This is a genomic window from Chryseobacterium sp. 22543, assembly GCF_052044565.1.
Classification (GTDB): Bacteria; Bacteroidota; Bacteroidia; order Flavobacteriales; family Weeksellaceae; genus Chryseobacterium.
The window spans coordinates 84,360-102,184 of record NZ_JBQENH010000008.1 but is presented as its reverse complement, the minus strand read 5'-3'; the positions used below and the strand labels follow the sequence as shown (position 1 = coordinate 102,184).

General features: G+C 36.5%; 13 protein-coding genes. 4 read left to right on the top strand and 9 right to left on the bottom strand.

Annotated features, from left to right (window positions below; translation table 11 throughout):
- Nucleotides 1–79 precede the first annotated feature (79 nt).
- The 5 genes from ACTJIP_RS21535 to ACTJIP_RS21515 all read right to left on the bottom strand — a co-directional run bounded on the left by ACTJIP_RS21535 (nt 80) and on the right by ACTJIP_RS21515 (nt 3,699).
- Nucleotides 80–253, bottom strand: coding sequence for a hypothetical protein (locus ACTJIP_RS21535; RefSeq protein WP_440705081.1), 174 nt, complete (start codon nt 251–253; stop codon nt 80–82).
- A gap of 27 nt (nt 254–280) precedes the next feature.
- Nucleotides 281–862 carry a TIGR00730 family Rossman fold protein gene (locus tag ACTJIP_RS21530; protein ID WP_440705080.1) on the bottom strand — a complete coding sequence of 194 codons (582 nt, stop codon included), beginning with the start codon at nt 860–862 and terminating at the stop codon, nt 281–283.
- Nucleotides 863–1,050: 188 nt separating this feature from the next.
- Complete coding sequence (locus ACTJIP_RS21525; RefSeq protein ID WP_440705079.1) at nt 1,051–2,493, bottom strand: aminoacyl-histidine dipeptidase; 1,443 nt, start codon at nt 2,491–2,493, stop codon at nt 1,051–1,053.
- 84 nt (nt 2,494–2,577) lie between these two features.
- Nucleotides 2,578–3,069, bottom strand: coding sequence for a hypothetical protein (locus ACTJIP_RS21520; protein ID WP_077414062.1), 492 nt, complete (start codon nt 3,067–3,069; stop codon nt 2,578–2,580).
- Between the two features lie 24 nt (nt 3,070–3,093).
- Nucleotides 3,094–3,699 (bottom strand): hypothetical protein, encoded by a 606-nt coding sequence (locus tag ACTJIP_RS21515; RefSeq protein WP_077414063.1) that lies wholly within the window; start codon nt 3,697–3,699, stop codon nt 3,094–3,096.
- Between the two features lie 394 nt (nt 3,700–4,093).
- Between ACTJIP_RS21515 and recR the strand changes: the two genes are divergently transcribed.
- On the top strand, nt 4,094–4,705 hold the full coding sequence (gene recR / locus ACTJIP_RS21510) for a recombination mediator RecR (RefSeq protein WP_034697032.1): 612 nt from the start codon (nt 4,094–4,096) through the stop codon (nt 4,703–4,705).
- The gene (locus ACTJIP_RS21505; protein WP_440705096.1) at nt 4,701–5,540 is read left to right on the top strand and encodes a glycosyltransferase family 2 protein; all 840 of its coding nucleotides are present in this window, start codon (nt 4,701–4,703) and stop codon (nt 5,538–5,540) included. The genes recR and ACTJIP_RS21505 overlap by 5 nt, the downstream gene beginning before the upstream one ends.
- A gap of 51 nt (nt 5,541–5,591) precedes the next feature.
- Here the strand turns inward: ACTJIP_RS21505 and secG are convergent, their stop codons facing one another.
- The 3 genes from secG to ACTJIP_RS21490 all read right to left on the bottom strand — a co-directional run bounded on the left by secG (nt 5,592) and on the right by ACTJIP_RS21490 (nt 9,490).
- Nucleotides 5,592–5,945, bottom strand: coding sequence for a preprotein translocase subunit SecG (gene secG / locus ACTJIP_RS21500; protein ID WP_428169141.1), 354 nt, complete (start codon nt 5,943–5,945; stop codon nt 5,592–5,594).
- Between the two features lie 132 nt (nt 5,946–6,077).
- Nucleotides 6,078–8,123, bottom strand: a complete 2,046-nt coding sequence (locus ACTJIP_RS21495) for a M16 family metallopeptidase (protein ID WP_440705078.1) — start codon at nt 8,121–8,123, stop codon at nt 6,078–6,080.
- Between the two features lie 53 nt (nt 8,124–8,176).
- Nucleotides 8,177–9,490, bottom strand: coding sequence for a M16 family metallopeptidase (locus ACTJIP_RS21490; protein ID WP_440705077.1), 1,314 nt, complete (start codon nt 9,488–9,490; stop codon nt 8,177–8,179).
- Nucleotides 9,491–9,967: 477 nt separating this feature from the next.
- On the opposite strand from ACTJIP_RS21490, the gene ACTJIP_RS21485 reads away from it, so the two are divergent.
- Together ACTJIP_RS21485 and ACTJIP_RS21480 are read left to right on the top strand one after the other, a co-directional pair.
- Nucleotides 9,968–12,298 carry an ATP-dependent helicase gene (locus ACTJIP_RS21485; RefSeq protein ID WP_180565241.1) on the top strand — a complete coding sequence of 777 codons (2,331 nt, stop codon included), beginning with the start codon at nt 9,968–9,970 and terminating at the stop codon, nt 12,296–12,298.
- A 601-nt stretch (nt 12,299–12,899) separates the two neighbouring features.
- The gene (locus tag ACTJIP_RS21480; RefSeq protein WP_440705076.1) at nt 12,900–15,671 is read left to right on the top strand and encodes a TonB-dependent receptor plug domain-containing protein; all 2,772 of its coding nucleotides are present in this window, start codon (nt 12,900–12,902) and stop codon (nt 15,669–15,671) included.
- A 272-nt stretch (nt 15,672–15,943) separates the two neighbouring features.
- Here the strand turns inward: ACTJIP_RS21480 and ACTJIP_RS21475 are convergent, their stop codons facing one another.
- Entirely contained in the window at nt 15,944–17,785 is a 1,842-nt protein-coding gene (locus tag ACTJIP_RS21475) for a carbon starvation CstA family protein (RefSeq protein WP_180565243.1), read from the bottom strand.
- Between the last annotated feature and the right edge of the window lie 40 nt (nt 17,786–17,825).

Below are 17,825 nucleotides of genomic sequence, written 5' to 3'. Positions count from 1 at the left end.
GGTAATAATTGATGATGTCTCCTTCTAAAAAAAACTGTATTGACTGTAAAATTTGTTCATTTTGTTGTTTTATCTTTTTTTAAATATATTCTTTTACCTCATGTCTATATATATTTTCATCAATTTCAGCGACTAGGGAATAAAATTCATTTAAATAGTCTTCAGTTATTTTTAAAATACTTCCCGATAAATGTTTATTTTTAAAGGGAGGAAAGGTTTCTTTTACTCTTTTATTAAATTCTATTAGATCCATTTTCAAGTTTGTAAATAATATTAGTTTTTAAATTTCTTCCTTAGAAATCCACTTTCCAACCGTAGGAGCCTGATAATTTCTCATCTTTTCCAGTAAGTCATCTATAGTGTCGCTGATCAGCAGCATATCACTGTTTATCTGCTTCAAGAACCCTTTATCTACCATGGTTTGAACCAGTTTGATCAGATCATCATAAAATCCGTCAATATTCAGAATTCCGATTGGTTTTTTGTGAAGGCCAAGCTGTGCCCAGGTGATCATCTCGAAAAACTCTTCCAATGTACCGTAGCCACCGGGAAGAACGATAACACCATCGCAGAGTTCATTCATTTTGGTTTTTCTTTCGTGCATGGTTTCCACGATGATGAGTTCGGTCAGATTTTTGTGAGCAATTTCTTTGGATTGTAAAAAGTGGGGAAGGACTCCAATGACGTTGCCATTTTCACTCAATGCTGCGTCAGCAATCGTTCCCATCAGGCCAACATCAGCACCGCCATAAATGAGCTGTATGTCTTGTTTAGCTAAGGTTTGTCCCAGCAAAAATGCCTGTTCTTCATAAATTTTATCTGTGCCAAAACTTGAGCCGCAGAATACGGTGATACTTTTCATTGTATAAGGTTTTTTTATGGTTTGGATGCTTCGACAAGCTCAGCATGACATCTCTAATACTAACTTTTTTTTGAGATGAATTTTTAGCTGTGTCATGCTGAGCCTGTCGAAGCATTTTTATTTCAATTAAAACTAAAAATATCCAAAATCATAAGACTTTGGATATTCAATATAGTAATTTTAATGTTCTATTTCTGAGGAATATTGGCTAAAATATCTTTCAGGAAACTCCAGAATTTCTGAGTTGAAGGAATGTTCGCTTTTTCATCAGGAGAGTGAGCCCCTCTGATCGTTGGTCCAAAGCTTACCATTTCCATTTCAGGATAGTTGGCTCCAATGATACCACATTCAAGACCTGCATGGCAAGCTACTACATGAGGTTTTTCAGTGAACTTCTCAGTATAAAGTTTCTCCATCAGCTGTACGATCTCTGAACCTGGTTTTGGCTTCCATCCTGGATATGAACCGCTGAATTCAACATTCATTCCAGCCAATTCTGCTACAGATTTCAATTGTTCTGCCACTGAATATTTTGAAGAATCTACAGAAGATCTTGTAAGGTTTAAAATCTTAAGTTCTCCAACTTTCAATTCTACTCTTGCTACGTTATTAGAAGCTTCTACAAGATCAGCCACATCCGGACTCATTCTGTATACTCCATTATGAAGAGCTTTTAGAGTAAGGATTACTTTTTTAGAATCTCCTTCTGAAATTGCTTTGTCAGAAGACGTGGAGTTCTCAATATTGATCTGAATTCCCGGCTCTACAGTCGCAAATTCTTCTAAAATATCTTTCTTAAGAATCGTTACGTTTTCTATAAATTCCTGAGTATTTCTCACAGAAATTAGAGCTACACCTTCTCTAGGAATTGCATTTCTCAGACCTCCGCTGTCGATAGAAACCAATTCAATATTCTGATTTTCTAAACCGCTGTAAAGAAGTCTACCCAAAATAATATTGGCATTTCCGAAACCTTTATGAATATCCATTCCGGAGTGTCCACCCTGAAGACCTTTTACTTCAAGTCTTACAATTTGTCCTTTTGGAGCTTCTGCAGCATAGTTTTGAGTGATAGTTACGTCAACACCTCCTGCACAGCCAATATCAATCTCATCATCCTCTTCAGTATCAAGATTCAATAGAATTTGTCCTGTCAGTTGCCCTGGCTTTAGTCCTAAAGCACCCGTCATTCCAGTCTCTTCATCAATAGTGAAAAGAGCCTCCAATGCAGGATGTGGAATATCTGAACTTTCAAGAATAGACATAATGGTTGCTACTCCTAAACCATTATCAGCTCCTAAAGTAGTTCCTTTTGCCTTTACCCAGTCACCGTCAATCTCCATTTTGATTCCTTCTGTTTCAAAATCGAAATTAACATCGTTATTTTTCTGGCAAACCATATCAAGGTGCGATTGAAGCACAATAGATTTACGGTTTTCCATGCCAGCAGTGGCAGGTTTCTTAATAATAACGTTTCCTACTTCATCTACCGTAGTTTCCAGTCCTAAATTTTCACCAAATCCCTTGATAAAAGCTATTACTTTTTCCTCCTTTTTTGAAGGTCTTGGAACAGCATTTAATCTGGAGAAATTTTTCCAGATAATCTGCGGTTCTATATTAGATAATTCCATTGAATTTTATTTTTCTCAAATTTACAAAATAAAAAATGCTTCCGTGAGATACAGAAGCATTTTTGTTGTATGATTTCGCTTTTATTAACATCCACACTCTCCATAGATCGGAGTCGTAAATGTAGTTCCGTCTGGTTTCTCTATAGTCAGGGTCCCTTCAAACAGTAAAGCTTCTTCGCCTTTTATTTTTTTACCTTTTACGGAAATTTTGTAATCATCATTTTCTATTTCTTTGGTAAGCAATTCATCTACCTCCATATCACTTGAAGAGATGAGATTCAGAGCCAGTCTTTTGCCATCCAGCATCATGTAAGCAGTTTTTCCGGCATCATCTGCGTAGATGTATCTTTCATTTTCAAAATCAGTTTTGCTTATCGCAAAATAGCAGGAGCATTCTTTAATTTCTTTAGGAAACGGAATGGTTCCCACCAGAATATTTCCAGAAGATGTACCTGTTGAAGCAGAATCTTTTGCAATAGGTAAAGAATCGGCAGAAGGAGAACCTGAAACCGTTTCTTTTTCCTTTTTGCAGGCTACCAATAGAAATGCGGAAAATAAAATGATTAAATATTTCATGTGTTTGTGGTTTTATTATTTTTCTTACCCTCTTGCTCTTTCAAGAAGTGTCATCATTAATAAAGAAAGGATTACTAAACTTTCTTCTTCATCATCAATATCGATCAGTCTGTCCAGCTGGAATCTTCTTCCGAAGAATGAAGGCATTTTTTTAAGTTTAAAATAAGCTTTCCCATCAATACCAGTCACCGTATAAGATGGATTAAGGAAATATCCTGTGAACATTCCGATGATAGGAAGTTCTCCTACAAAGCTGTCCCAGAATCTCACCCATGCACTGTCTTCCTGAACTTTAAACTTAGGCTGATCTTGGGCATCCAGAATATCGTAACTTGCTTTCCAGATAGAACGCATTCCTTTTCTTGCCAGTCTACCGAAGTTTTTATTGTCAATAAGATCATTCAAAGAATACGAAGCGTTGAAATCTATCCATTTATTAGCTTTGATTCTGAAAAGTTCCTTAGACTTGCTCTCATCATTGAAAACGATAACATCTTCTTTCAACTTGAACATTTTCTGACGCACATACGCTACATAATTTCCGTTTTTGTCAGTAATATTGAAGTCACTTGCTAAAGTAGTGATTTTGAATTTGAAATCCAGAGGATAGTTAAGATTGTTAAGTACCATGTTAGTTAATTTTTTTCATATTTAATTTAAGCCGCAAATATAAAGGTTTTTTTAGAGTTCTCAGGTATGGGTGAAATTTAAAATATCATATTGAGACATTGTGTTGACGGAAATTTATAAGGTGATTTTTGTGAAAAATAAAATTAAACGCTGAGTTCGCAAGGGTTGTTTACTCTTTTTATATGTTTTGTTCACAAAGGCACTTCGTTCAGCTGAGATACAAGTTTTCTTATTGCTGAGTAAAGCGCCTTTGCAATCATTTTTTTAACCTTTAGACATCTTAGCGCGCTCAGCGTTAAAAATTTATTATACTGTATAAAAATTCACAAGCGAAGCGAACTGACGATTGACTATTCACTATTAATTATCAACTTTAATCCTTATTTTTGTACCTATGGATTATCCAAGTAAAGTATTGGCAAAGGCGGTAGACGAGATTTCGGGACTGCCTGGGATTGGAAGAAAAACCGCATTGAGATTAGCACTGCATTTGTTGAAGCAGCCCAATTCCAGAGCTGTAAGTCTTGGAAATTCCCTGATTAACCTTGTCAATGAAATAAAATATTGTAAAGAATGTCATAATTTTTCAGATTTTGACATCTGTGAAATATGCAGCAATGAAAAGAGAAATGGTGAACTGATCTGTATCGTTGAAGATGTACGGGATGTAATTGCTATTGAGAATACCGGAAAATATACAGGCAAGTATCTGATCCTGGGCGGAAAAATTTCTCCAATGGAAGGAGTAGGACCCGGGCAGTTAAATATTCCAAGTATTGAAAAGAAATTGAATGATGGAAAGGTGAAGGAATTTATTTTCGCATTGAGTGCCACGATGGAAGGAGATACAACAGCGTATTATATCTATAAGAAATTTAAAAGTTTCAATGTGAATTTCTCCAGCATTGCAAGAGGAATTTCAGTAGGAGATGAACTGGAATATGCTGATGAAATTTCTTTAGGAAGATCCATTATCAACAGGCTGCCATATAACGAAAAGGATTAATATGAAGCTGTCTGTTATTATCGTTAATTATAATGTTGCACAATTGCTCAGAAGCTGCCTCTTGTCACTTCAGAAATATATACAGGAGATAGACTATGAAGTGATTGTTATTGATAATGCTTCTACAGACAATTCCTGGACAGATCTTATTCCCGAGTTTCCTGGCGTACATTTTATATCTTCTGAAATAAACGGAGGTTTTTCAAAAGCGAACAACCGGGCGATTCAGGCAGCAAAAGGAGAATATATTTTACTTTTGAATCCTGATACAGAATTTGAAGGGTTTTATATGAAGGAACTTCTGGATTTTGCCGATTCTCAGCCTGCATTCGGATGTCTGGGAGTGAGGATGCATGATGTGGAAGGTAATTTTCTTCCTGAAAGTAAACGTTCTGTTCCGGATATGTTTAACTCTTTTGAAAAGCTGTTTACAAATTTTAAAAAGAATAATTCCAAGTCTTATTACAGAAACGACATTGAGGAAAATGCGGTTGCTGAAATAGAAGTTATGACAGGCGCTTTTTTACTGGCTAAAAAAGACGTTTACGAAAAAATAGGAGGGCTGGATGAAGCTTATTTTATGTATGGAGAAGATATTGATCTTTGCTATACTTTCTTAAGAAACGGTTACAAAAACTTCTATTATGGTAAAGTTTCTATTCTTCATCACAAAGGAGAAAGCACTATTAAGAATGAAGTATATCTCAAGAGATTTTATGGAGCCATGCAGATCTTTATTGATAAATATTATAAAGAATCGAAGCCTGTACAATATTCATTTTTAAAGGCAGGGCTGAAACTTCGCTATCAGATTGAAAAGATCAAGTTAAAATAAAAAAGCAACTCAATTGGAGTTGCTTTTGTTTTATATAAGATGGTATTCTTCTTATTTTGCCGGTGCTGCAGGAGTTTGTGCCGGGGTTGTTGTAGAAGAAGCAGGAGCTGACTGTTTTGCAGGAGCTTCTTTCTTCACTGGTTGTTTTTGTGTAGGAGCTATCTGAGACGGCTTTCCTGTAATAACAACGCTTAAAAGAATAAGAACGATGATAGTTCCGCCTAGAGTCCATGTTGCTTTTTCCATGAAATCATTGGTTCTCTGTACTCCAAACTGTGCAGATGATGCACCTCCGAATGTACTGGAAAGGCCTCCTCCTTTTGGATTTTGTGCCATAACGATAATTACCAATAAAACGCTGGCAACCATAACAAGAACCATCAATAGTGTAAATATAGTATCCATTAATTCTGATATCTTTTTGAATGGCAAATTTAATCTTTTTTTACTGAATGACAAAGAAAGATATCGCTAAATGTTGATAAAAATAAAAACGGCAACAATTGTTGCCGTTTTTTCTATAAAAATTGGATGTTATTATTTAAAATCAGCATCAGTAGCCTTATTTATTTCATAAGACTTTACATTCATGGTCATATCCATTCCCATCTGGCTTACAGAGATTGTATATGGCATTTTTACCCCTTCTACATCTTTGTAATTAGAGAATGTTGTAGGGATTGTCACTTCCTGGCCCTTTGCTTTTACTTTTTTTGTTTCTCCGGTTTTTAATCCTGTTGCAACGCTGTAGTAATACGTTGTATCTCCACTTTTAATTGCATAAGAATCTTCACCTCCGATTTTCTCAATTCCTCCTAATTTATAATCAGCAGATTTTGCAAAACCTAATTCTTCAAAAAGCTCCGGGTTCTTTTGTTTTTCAGCAATTTCTTCCGGTGTGATGTCAATTTTTTGTCCCATCTGCATAGAATAACCGGTTTTCCCATCAAATACCTGCTTCTGAACAACCTGTCCCATTGCTGTTACAGTTGTCAGCTCCTTTCCGCCTTGTGCTTTAACGATTTTAAAATCGATGTTTTGTCCTTGCATAGACATTGAAGCATTCGTAGTATATGAAGTAATTTTAGCCAAATTAGCTTTTCCTCCGATAGCATTGATGTATTTATCTGCAATAGAGGCAACCGTTACACTTGCATCTACTTTTTGTACAGTTGGTTTTGAAACAGGATTTGCATCCTTATCAAAATATTTTACAGGGTAACCTAATTTTTCCAATCCTTCAGAAATATCAGATGCTTTACCTGCAATGAAAATTCTGCTTTGGTTTGGTAAAATGGTAGTCTTAACAGCATTTGAAACATCTGCAGCTGTTACTTTATCGATAGATTTCAGGTAATTGGTGTAGAAATCAGCTGGTAAATCCTGAACTTTTTGGTTCAATGCAAACCTTGCAATAGTTGCAGGCTGCTCTAAGGACATGATGAAAGAACCTTTCAGCTTTGCTTTTGCATTTGCCAATTCTTCTGGTTTTACCGTAGAAATAGCATTAAGTTCATTCATAAATTCCTTAACCGCTTTGTCTGTAACCTCATTTCTTACACTCGCACTTGCAGAAAATTCAGGAGAATACTTGCTTGCTACCATACTTGAATAAGCACCGTAAGTAAATCCGTTCTTCTCTCTAAGGTTCATGAAAAGTCTTGCTTCACCACCACCTCCAAGGATGTAATTGGCAATTGTTGCAGGGAAATAATTGGCATCTTTCATTTTCAACGTGTTCAGGTTGTTTAGAGAAACAACAGACTGTACAGCAGAAGGAACATCCACTACATTAATTTCTGTTTTCGCAACATTAGAAGCTGGCTCTAATTGTGTAACAGGGGTATTTGCTTTTTTCCAGCTATTGAAGGCCTTTTCGATCAAAGGTTTTACCTGGTCAAACTTTACGTCTCCAACGATTACTAAATAAGCATTGTCCGGAGCGTAGTATTTTTTATAGATGTTCTGTACATCAGCAAGCTGGATTTTGTTAATCGATTCAACAGTTTCAAATTCACCTCTTGAAGTATTTTTTCCATACATCAAAGCGTTTGAAACTCTTTCCGCGATAGAAGAAGCATTTTTTTCCTCAGATTTTAATCCTTCAATAGCTCTTTCTTTAGAGTTTTGAATTTCCTCAGCAGAGAATTTAGGATTAATAATTGCATCAGCCATCAGGCCTAATACTTCAGGGAAATATTTTGAAAGTGAGTTGGCAGAAGCACCTCCTGAAGAGAAATTAAGATTTGCCCCAAGGTAGTCCACTTTTTTGTTGAAATCATCTTTGGAGATATTCGTAGTTCCGTTTTCAAACTGTTCAGCCATGATTCCGCTTACCCCAGTTACAGCTCCTTCATTGTAAGGAGGTCTGTCCATAGAAAGGCTTGCACTTACTCTTGGCAGCTTGTTGTTCTCAACTACCATTACTGTAAGACCGTTGCTTAGCTGGAAAGTTTTTGGCTTAGCAATGTTAATCGCAGGAGTAGGTCCCGGCTTCGGCATTGCATTAAGATCTATTTTTTGTGCTGAAACCATTCCTGTAAAGAAAAACGCTGCAGCTATATATGTTAATTGCTTTTTCATTTGTAAAAATTTAATTTTTAATAATCATATTGTAACCTTAAAAGTTGAAATGATTACTTTTTCTCAGGTACGTAGTTAATGATTATTCTTTGGTTGGAATTAAGATACTTTTTAGCAGCATTTTGAAGATCCTGTCTTGTGATAGATCTGTAAATGTCGATTTCTTTATTGATCAAATTCGTGTCACCCATCAATACGTGGTTGGTTGCCAATGAAGCAGCAATTCCCTGAATGCTTGAGTTAGCATTTACAAACTGATTTTCGTAATGGTTTTGAAGTTTTTGATAATCATCTTCAGAGATTAATGTAGTCTGAAGATTTTTGATTTCAGCATCAATGTCAGCTTGTAAAGCCTGCTTTGTAGTCTGTCCCATCGGGATCGCGAAGAAGGCGAAAATACTGTAATCTTCCAGCCCTTGGTTAAAAGCAGCTACCTGAAGTGCTTTTTTGTCCTGATCAACTAATTTTTTATATAAAACCGAAGATTTTCCATTACTTAAATAAGAAGAAAGCATATCTAAAACATAAGCATCTTTCTCTTTGTTAGCCGGAGTTCTGTACGCGAAAACATAAGCAGGAAGCTGGATATTCGGGTCTGTTGCCGTTACTTCTTTTTCCTGAGTGATAGGAGTATCTTTAGGGAAATCTTTTGGATATAAAGTTCCTTTTGGAATTCCTCCATAATAGGTTTCGATCCATTTTTTAGTCTGTTCAGGTTTGATATCTCCTGCAACAACCAAAGTGGCGTTATTCGGTACGTAAAACTTCTTGTAGAACGCCTGGAATTCTTCTAGTTTAGCAGAATTCAGATCTTCCATAGAGCCGATTGTAGGCCAGTTGTACGGGTGATTGGTAAATAAATTTTTCTGAATAGTTGTGAAAAGATTTCCATAAGGCTGGTTGTCCATTCTTAATCTTTTCTCTTCTTTTACAACCTCTCTCTGTGTATCTACACCTACCTGATTGATTACCGCGTGACGCATTCTTTCAGCTTCCATCCAAAGTCCAAGCTGTTCGTTGTTAGAAGGGAATGTTTCATAGTAATACGTTCTGTCATTGGTGGTGTTGGCATTGTTCTGTCCTCCGTTGGAAGAAACAATCTTGAACCAGTCTCCTCTTTTGATATTAGGAGTTCCCTCAAATAAAAGGTGTTCAAAGAAGTGAGCAAAACCTGTTCTGCCTTTTACTTCATCCTTTGCACCTACATGGTACATTACACCTGTTGTTACAACCGGCGCCGAGTTATCCTGATGAAGAATTACGTGAAGACCATTGGGAAGGTCATACTCTTCGAATTTGATTTGCTGTGCATTCAGCATTAGCCCGAAGAAAGCTACGGCAGCAGCAGAAAGAAGTCGCTTTTTCATAAAATTTAGAAATTGTTTATCAATTAGTACGAAAAGTGAATTAAATGTTACAAAATGTATAGAAATATATGTTGTAATAAGAAAATTTTTAGAAATTAAAAGTTTAAAAAGTAGGAATTTATAATGTTAATTATCAATTTACTTTGCCTGCAAATAGTATTTTTAACGCAGAGTCCACTAAGATATTTAAATAACCTTCAGATCGGTGGCAATGGCGTTTTACTCAGCAATGCTTGCCCGAGATCTTTGCTAAATGTAATGCCTTTGCGAACAAAATATATAAGATTAATAAATCTTGCGGACATTAGCGTTTAATTTTGAATATTTAATAGGAGCCACTCACATTTTAAAGCAAAATTGACTATTGATATATATTTTAAGTATTAAAATTTGAGTGTTGCAATTTCTAACTTCTCATGAAAGTTTGAATTCTCCTCTGAATACATTAATTTTGTGTTCCCAAAATTTTTTTGCTGTATGGACTATTTGAAAGGACTCAATGAATCACAATATGAAGCCGTTACCTCTTTACAAGGACCTTTGATGGTGCTTGCCGGAGCAGGTTCCGGGAAAACGCGTGTACTTACCATGCGTATTGCTCATTTAATACATAATGGAATAGACCCTTTCAATATCCTGGCGCTTACCTTTACCAATAAGGCGGCTCGTGAAATGAAAGACCGTATTGCAAAAGTAGTAGGAGACAGTAATGCAAGAAGTCTTTGGATGGGAACTTTTCACTCTGTTTTTGCAAGAATTTTAAGAATTGAGGCTCATTATCTTGGATATCCTTCCAATTTTACCATTTATGATCAGCAGGATGCCCTGAATGTGATCAAAAAAGTACTGAAGGATATGAATATTGATGCAGATCTTTATAAACCTAAAAAAGTTCAGGCAAGAATCTCAACCTATAAAAATAATCTGATTACGGTAAAAGCTTATTTCAACAACCCGGAACTGATGGAGGCGGATGAAAAGGCTAATATGAAATTCATCGGACAGATTTATCAGAAATATGTAGATCAGTGTTTCAGAAACGGATCCATGGATTTTGATGACCTCTTGTTGAAAACCAATGAGCTGCTGACCCGTTTTCCTGAAGTGCTTGCAAAATATCAGGATAGGTTCAGATATATCATGGTGGATGAGTACCAGGATACCAACCACTCTCAGTATCTTATTGTAAAAGCATTAGCTTCAAAATTTGAGAATATCTGTGTGGTAGGGGATGATGCACAATCCATTTACTCTTTCCGTGGAGCTAACATTTACAATATCTTAAACTTTAAAAAAGATTATACAGATGCTAAAACAGTATCTCTGGAACAGAATTACCGTTCTACACAGAATATTGTAAATGCGGCTAATGTAGTTATTGCAAAAAATTTACAGCAGTTTAAGAAAAATGTATTCAGTGACAATGAAGAAGGGGATAAGATCAAAATATACCGATCTCTTTCCGATGCTGATGAAGCGAATTTTGTTGCCGGAAATATTTGGGAACTCCGTAACCGTGACCAGAGAAAATACAGTGATTTTGCCATTTTATACAGAACCAACTCTCAGACACGTGCTTTTGAAGATGCACTGAGACGTAAAAATATTCCATATAAAGTGTATGGAGGACTTTCCTTCTACCAAAGAAAAGAAGTAAAAGACCTTATTGGTTATCTTCGACTTCTGATCAATGAAAATGATTCTGAAGCATTGATGAGGATCATCAACTATCCTGCAAGAGGAATTGGAGAAACAACACAGAATAAACTGATCGTTTTTGCAGATGCTCATAATATTGCGGTTTCAAAAGTATTGGAAAATCTTCCGATGTATGCACCTCAATTGGGCCTGAACAACGGAGTTTTGAACAAGTTGAACGACTTCTGGTCTATGATAAAAGCTTTTCAGGTATTGCTGAAAACAGAAACAGCTTACAGTGTTGCTATGGAAGTGGCAAAACGAAGCGGCTTAATCAAGTTTTTGAAAGATGATCAGACTCCGGAAGGAATTTCCAGAGTAGAAAACGTACAGGAATTGATGAACTCCATGCAGGGATTCATTGAAGAGCAGATGCAGCTGGAAGACGGAGATCCGAGTCTTTCCAATTTCCTTGAAAATATCGCCCTTTCAGCAGATACTCAGGATAAGAACCTGGAAGATGATATGGTTTCATTGATGACTATTCACCTTTCAAAAGGACTTGAGTTTCCAGTAGTTCACTTAGTAGGACTTGAAGAAAATCTGTTCCCAAGCTTTATGAGCTCTGCCACCAGAGAAGACCTTGAGGAAGAGAGAAGACTATTTTATGTAGCACTGACAAGGGCTGAAAAACAGGTCTTTTTCTCATATGCTGTTTCCCGTTTTCAATGGGGGAAAATCACAGATGCAGAACCTTCAAGATTCTTAAGTGAAATTGATGATGAATATATTGAATTCCTTAATCCTGCTTTGGAAAAAAGATTTATCAATAATTCAGGGGTAAGATCCAATATTTTTGATGAACATCCTTCTGACATGAAATCTTTCAAAAAGGTTGAAAAGAAGACTCTCGATAGAGGTGATGCCTCAAAACCTGCTCAGGAAGTAAGAAAACTGAAACCTGTAAGTACAGCTAAAATTATCAACCCAAGTGGAGCTTCTTCTCAGGATATTGAAGTAGGAGATAAGGTGAGACACGACCGTTTTGGAATTGGAGAAGTTAGCTTCTTGGATGGAACGGATCCTCAGAATATCAAAGCAAAAGTTATTTTCATCCATGAAGGAGAGAAAAACCTGATTCTGAAATATGCAAAACTGACTAAGATTTAATTTCAGAACAATACAATATAAATAAAACGGGTTCAATTTTTGGATCCGTTTTATTTTATTTTTAAATGCAAAGCCCGCAATGTAACTATTGCACTTTGTCTATTTTTTTCGTTCGCAAAGGCGTTCCACTTAGCAAAGAGAAATTTCTCTGCTGAACGAAGTGCTTTTGTGAACATAAGAATAATAAGCTGTAAATTTTCCTTTGCGGTCATAGCGTTTAGATTACCTATTTTAAACACAAAGTTCGCAATGTGTTCATTCAGATGTATTTATTTTTCGTTCGCAATGACGTTCCACTTATTGAAGACAATTTCTCTGCTGAACGAAGTGCCTTTGCGAACATAAGAATAATAAGCTGTAAATTTTCCTTTGCGGTTATAGCGTTTAAACGGTAATATATTTCTCTATCTATTTTGAATTTAACCATCTATAAAGCAATGTTTTTATGAATGTTTCCTTAATTTATCTTAACTTTAAATAGGGATAGAAAGAAACGATAACCATTTTTTATAAAAACAAAGTCTATTGATTTTGTAGACTAATAAATATATTTTACATTTGCAGCTTGTAAAAACATAAATGTTCAATCAAATTAAACTATATGAGAAATAAAAAAACTATTCTTTCGGCCTCTGTTTTATTTTTTCTTGGAGTATATACTTACGGACAGGAAAAAGACAGCATCAAAACAAATAAAGACAGTATAAAAACCAATAATGTAGAAGAAGTAGTGGTGCTGGGATCAAGAGCTGGAGCCAGATCTAAAACAGACAGCCCGGTTCCTGTAGATGTATTCAATGTGAAAGAATCTTCAATCATTCTCCCACAAACAAATATTGGACAAATCCTGAATGCAGTAGCACCATCATTTACTTCTACCATTCAGACTAACTCAGACGGAACGGATCATTTGGATCCTGCCCAGCTGAGAGGTTTGGGGCCGGACCAGGTATTGGTTTTGGTTAATGGAAAAAGAAGACACACTTCAGCATTGGTGAATGTAAACGGAACACCCGGAAGAGGTACCGTAGGAACGGATTTAAATGCCATTCCGTCTTTTGCATTAAACAGAATAGAAGTATTAAGAGACGGAGCTGCAGCACAATATGGATCTGATGCCATTGCCGGAGTAATTAATCTTGACTTGAAAAGAGATACAGGAAAACTGGCAGGACAAATAAGTTATGGAGGAAATTTAACACCAACAGCTAATGACCATACCGGCGATTTTGACGGACAGAATATTCAGCTGGATCTGAACTATGGTAATAAAATAGGAACCAAAGGAGGTTTCTTCAATATCACTTGGTCTTCACAGTTCAGAAATCCAACCTATAGAGCCGGAACAGAAAATGGACCTATTTACAATGCTTATAATGCCATTGAACAACGTGCACTAAATGACGGAGTTAATCTTTCTTCTCTTTTTACGAATATTGGGAATACACCCAATTCACAGCAGATTGTAAATTATGTACATCAGTATGCACAAAATGTAAACTACTTTTCTCAGGAGCTGCAAAATTCAATCCAGGGAGCCAATACCATTTCTGCATTACAAAGTATTTTGAAATCAGGAAATTTTACCAGAGATCAGCTTAATTACTTTACGGATCAGGAATTGACGTACAGAGGGCAGGAAAGGAAGGATTTTAATATGCAGGTAGGGCAGTCGAAGCTTAATAATCATCAGCTTTTTGTGAATGCCGAAATCCCAGTAAGTGACAATTGGAAAGTGTATACTTTTGGTGGTTACAGCATAAGACACGGAACTTCCGGAGGATTCTACAGAAGACCAACTGAAAACAGAACTTTTACAGGATTGTATCCTAATGGTTATCTTCCACAGATTGGAACGGATATCCAGGATATTTCCCTGGCTGCAGGAATCAAAGGGAAATGGGACGGCTGGAATATTGATTTCAGTAATACATACGGGCAGAATTCATTTACCTATAATATTCAAAACACCGGAAATACCTCCTTACGTTTTGCTTCGCCAAGAGAATTTAATGCAGGAGGGCTGAGATTTTCCCAAAACACAATCAATTTAGATTTCTCTAAAAAATACGATGTATGGGAAGGGATCAATGTCGCTTTCGGAGCTGAGCACCGCTATGAGAATTTTAAAATTACCCAAGGTGAAGAAGCTTCGTATCAGACATATGATCAATTTGGAAATATCTGGAACGGAGATCCAAGCCAGAGAGCTACGGACTTTTTTGGACTGCCTCTGCCGGGAGGATCACAGGTATTCAATGGATTTAAACCTGAGAATGCTGTGGATAAAAACAGACAGTCGGTGGCAGCTTATGCAGATGTAGAATTTAACTTCACCAACTGGTTATTGGTAGACGCTGCTGCGAGATATGAAAATTATTCTGATTTCGGATCGACATTCAATTATAAATTAGCTTCAAGAATCAAAATAGCGCCTAATTTCAATGTGAGATTTGCAGGATCTACAGGATTCAGAGCTCCGTCTATCCACCAGATTTATTATAATGTAACTTCTACATTGTTTACGAATAATCAACTTTTGGAAGTAGGAACTTTCAGTAATGATTCCCAGCTGGCAGGATTGCTAAGTATGCCAAAACTGAAGCAGGAAACTTCCAAATCAGCAAGTGTAGGATTTACCTACAAAATTCCTTCAGCAGGGCTTAGCTTTACAGCAGACGGATATTTCACAAGAATCGACAACCGTATCATCCTTACGGACCAGTTCTTAAGAAAAGATGTGCCTTCAGATGCACAAAAAGAGTATGATAAATTAAATGTGAACGGTGCTCAGTTCTTTACCAATGCAATTGATACGGAAACAAAAGGGTTGGATGTAGTGATTTCACATAATGTAAGATTTTCAGGTATAAAACTCGATAATAACTTTGCTATTAACCTTAATAAGACCAAACAGGTAGGAGATATCCATTCTGCAGGACTTTTACAGTCACCACAGCTTGAGAAAGTATATTTTTCTGAAAAATCAAGAGTGTATCTGGAAGAAGCTGTGCCTAGAGTGAAAGCCAGTCTTTCGCACACCCTTTCATGGAAGGATGCTACGTTCTATCTGAGAAATACTTATTTTGGAAAAGTAACAGGTGCTGATATTATTGATGTGAACGGAGACGGAATCATAGATTTTAATGAACACCAACCGATCGGAGATAAGATCATTACCGATATATCTGCTGCTTACCAGTTTACTAAAAACGTAGGGTTGACTTTGGGGGTGAACAATTTGTTTGATATTTATCCAACAAAAAACCTTACTGCTTCTACCAATAATGACCAGTTTATCTATTCACGTTCTACTTCACAGTTTGGACAAAATGGTAGATATGTTTTCGCGAGACTTAATTTCAATTTTTAAGTTCAATAGCAGATCTTACTTATGACTTATGAAATTGTTTAAAGTTTTATATTTTGAAACATTAAGATTGTATTAAGATATTGAGAGTATTAAGATAAGCTTCGCTTTAAGCTTAAAAATCAGAATGATTCATCTTAACTATACTTTATTTCTTAAATCCTTCTTAATGGTTTTAATGTATATATTCTGCATTTTTATCAGATTAAGGAACTTCTATAAAAAAAAACAGTTCAGAATTTCTGAACTGTTTTTTTATTTATGATCATATGAATTTATCTTTCCACAAGTTCCTTCACAGGTTCTCCATAATGATCCATTACTGTTTTGTTGATCTGAAGCAATTGATACCATTTTCGGAAAGCCCCTATAAATACAATAAGCATAAGAATCATGGCTGTTGCTGCTAGTGCAGCCAGTAAGTACTGTCCTTTGGGAATATAAATGGCGGTCACCTGGATATACCCGGCCCAGAATGTAATTCCGGCCATGAAAACTCCGGGAATAGCTGAGCATAAAGCATATTTTCCCCTGTTCATCCTGATCAGCATTGTTGTACAGACGATAAGTCCGCAGGCAGCCAACAGCTGATTACTGATTCCGAATAATGGCCAGATGCTGTTTACGTTTCCGGTATACACAAGATATCCCCAGGCAAAAGTGAAAAGAAGACTGCTGATAATAATTCCCGGAATCCAGTTTTTATCATTGAATTTTGGAACTACAGAACCCAGCATTTCCTGTAAGAAGAAACGTCCCACTCTTGTCCCTGCATCAATAGCAGTAAGAATAAATACAGCTTCAAACATAATCGCAAAATTATACCAGTAGGCCGTCAGCTGATCCATATAAGGGATTTTGTTGAAGATATGGGCCATTCCTACAGCCAGAGATACAGCACCTCCGGTTCTTCCATACAGGTCAATCCCTATTTTTTGTGAATAATAATCTATGTCTACACCATGTAGTGAAGGATGTGTTGCAAGAAAAGAATCATAAGCTTCCTTAGGGGTGTTGATCGCAAAATAATCACCCGGCATCAGTGTACATGCCGCAATAAGTGCCATCAATGCTACAAAACCTTCCACAAGCATTGCTCCATATCCTACAAAAAGAATTTCTCTTTCCTTATTAAGCATTTTAGGAGTTGTTCCCGTAGCAATCACAGCATGGAAACCAGAAATTGCTCCACAGGCAATCACGATAAAAATAAAAGGAAGTACAGGTCCGCCAATAATAGGCCCTCCACCATTTACAAAAGCAGTGATTGCTGGCATCTGTATGGTAGGATGAATCACAATGACCCCGATAGCCAGCATGATAATAGTTCCTATCTTTAAATAAGTGGAAAGATAATCTCTTGGAACCAAAAGCAGCCATACCGGCAATACAGAAGCAATAAAGCCATACAGAGGAATCGCGATAGAAATTGTTTTAATATCCCAGGAAAATAAATTGTTCATGGTAGGGTTCTGCATCAGACTATGTCCTCCGATGATTCCGGCAATCAAAAGGATACCGCCTAAAATACTTGCAAACAAAACACTGTTCTTTTTATAACGCATAATCAGTCCCATGATGATGGCGATAGGCATTGTGATGATTACTGTAAAAAGAGACCATGAAGCTTCATGCATTGCATTTATACAAGCCAGCGATAAACCCGCCAGCGTAAGAATCAGGATAAATAGAATTGCAAAACCAGCTACGGTTCCGGTTGCTTTTCCGATTTCTTTAGAAGCGATAGTCGCAAGACTTTGACCTTTGTGTCTCACAGAAGCAAAGAGTACAACCATATCATGAACTCCGCCTCCCAATACACATCCAATCAGAATCCATAATGCGCCCGGAAGATATCCGAACTGAGCGGCAAGAACAGGTCCTACTAATGGCCCTGCAGCAGCGATTGCAGCAAAATGATGTCCGAAAAGTACATTTTTATTCGTAGCGACATAATCTTTACCATCTGCAAATTCTACAGCAGGAGTCATATTTTGGTCGTTAAGCCTGAGAACTTTATTGGCAATAAAAATACCATAGAAACGGTAAGCTATCGCAAAAATAAGAACAGATACAAATATGAGAGTAAGCGCATTGATATTGTTTAAAGATTCCATATTGCTTATTTTTATTGATAAATAATTAATTGATTGGTGT

Bases quoted from the DNA above. Each gene is read 5' to 3' on its own strand.
- ACTJIP_RS21475 (WP_180565243.1), bottom strand. From the start codon at position 17,785: ATGGAATCTTTAAACAATATCAATGCGCTTACTCTCATATTTGTATCT.
- ACTJIP_RS21525 (WP_440705079.1), bottom strand. From the start codon at position 2,493: ATGGAATTATCTAATATAGAACCGCAGATTATCTGGAAAAATTTCTCC.
- ACTJIP_RS21515 (WP_077414063.1), bottom strand. From the start codon at position 3,699: ATGGTACTTAACAATCTTAACTATCCTCTGGATTTCAAATTCAAAATC.
- ACTJIP_RS21530 (WP_440705080.1), bottom strand. From the start codon at position 862: ATGAAAAGTATCACCGTATTCTGCGGCTCAAGTTTTGGCACAGATAAA.
- secG (WP_428169141.1), bottom strand. From the start codon at position 5,945: ATGGATACTATATTTACACTATTGATGGTTCTTGTTATGGTTGCCAGC.
- ACTJIP_RS21520 (WP_077414062.1), bottom strand. From the start codon at position 3,069: ATGAAATATTTAATCATTTTATTTTCCGCATTTCTATTGGTAGCCTGC.
- ACTJIP_RS21495 (WP_440705078.1), bottom strand. From the start codon at position 8,123: ATGAAAAAGCAATTAACATATATAGCTGCAGCGTTTTTCTTTACAGGA.
- recR (WP_034697032.1), top strand. From the start codon at position 4,094: ATGGATTATCCAAGTAAAGTATTGGCAAAGGCGGTAGACGAGATTTCG.
- ACTJIP_RS21490 (WP_440705077.1), bottom strand. From the start codon at position 9,490: ATGAAAAAGCGACTTCTTTCTGCTGCTGCCGTAGCTTTCTTCGGGCTA.
- ACTJIP_RS21535 (WP_440705081.1), bottom strand. From the start codon at position 253: ATGGATCTAATAGAATTTAATAAAAGAGTAAAAGAAACCTTTCCTCCC.
- ACTJIP_RS21485 (WP_180565241.1), top strand. From the start codon at position 9,968: ATGGACTATTTGAAAGGACTCAATGAATCACAATATGAAGCCGTTACC.
- ACTJIP_RS21480 (WP_440705076.1), top strand. From the start codon at position 12,900: ATGAGAAATAAAAAAACTATTCTTTCGGCCTCTGTTTTATTTTTTCTT.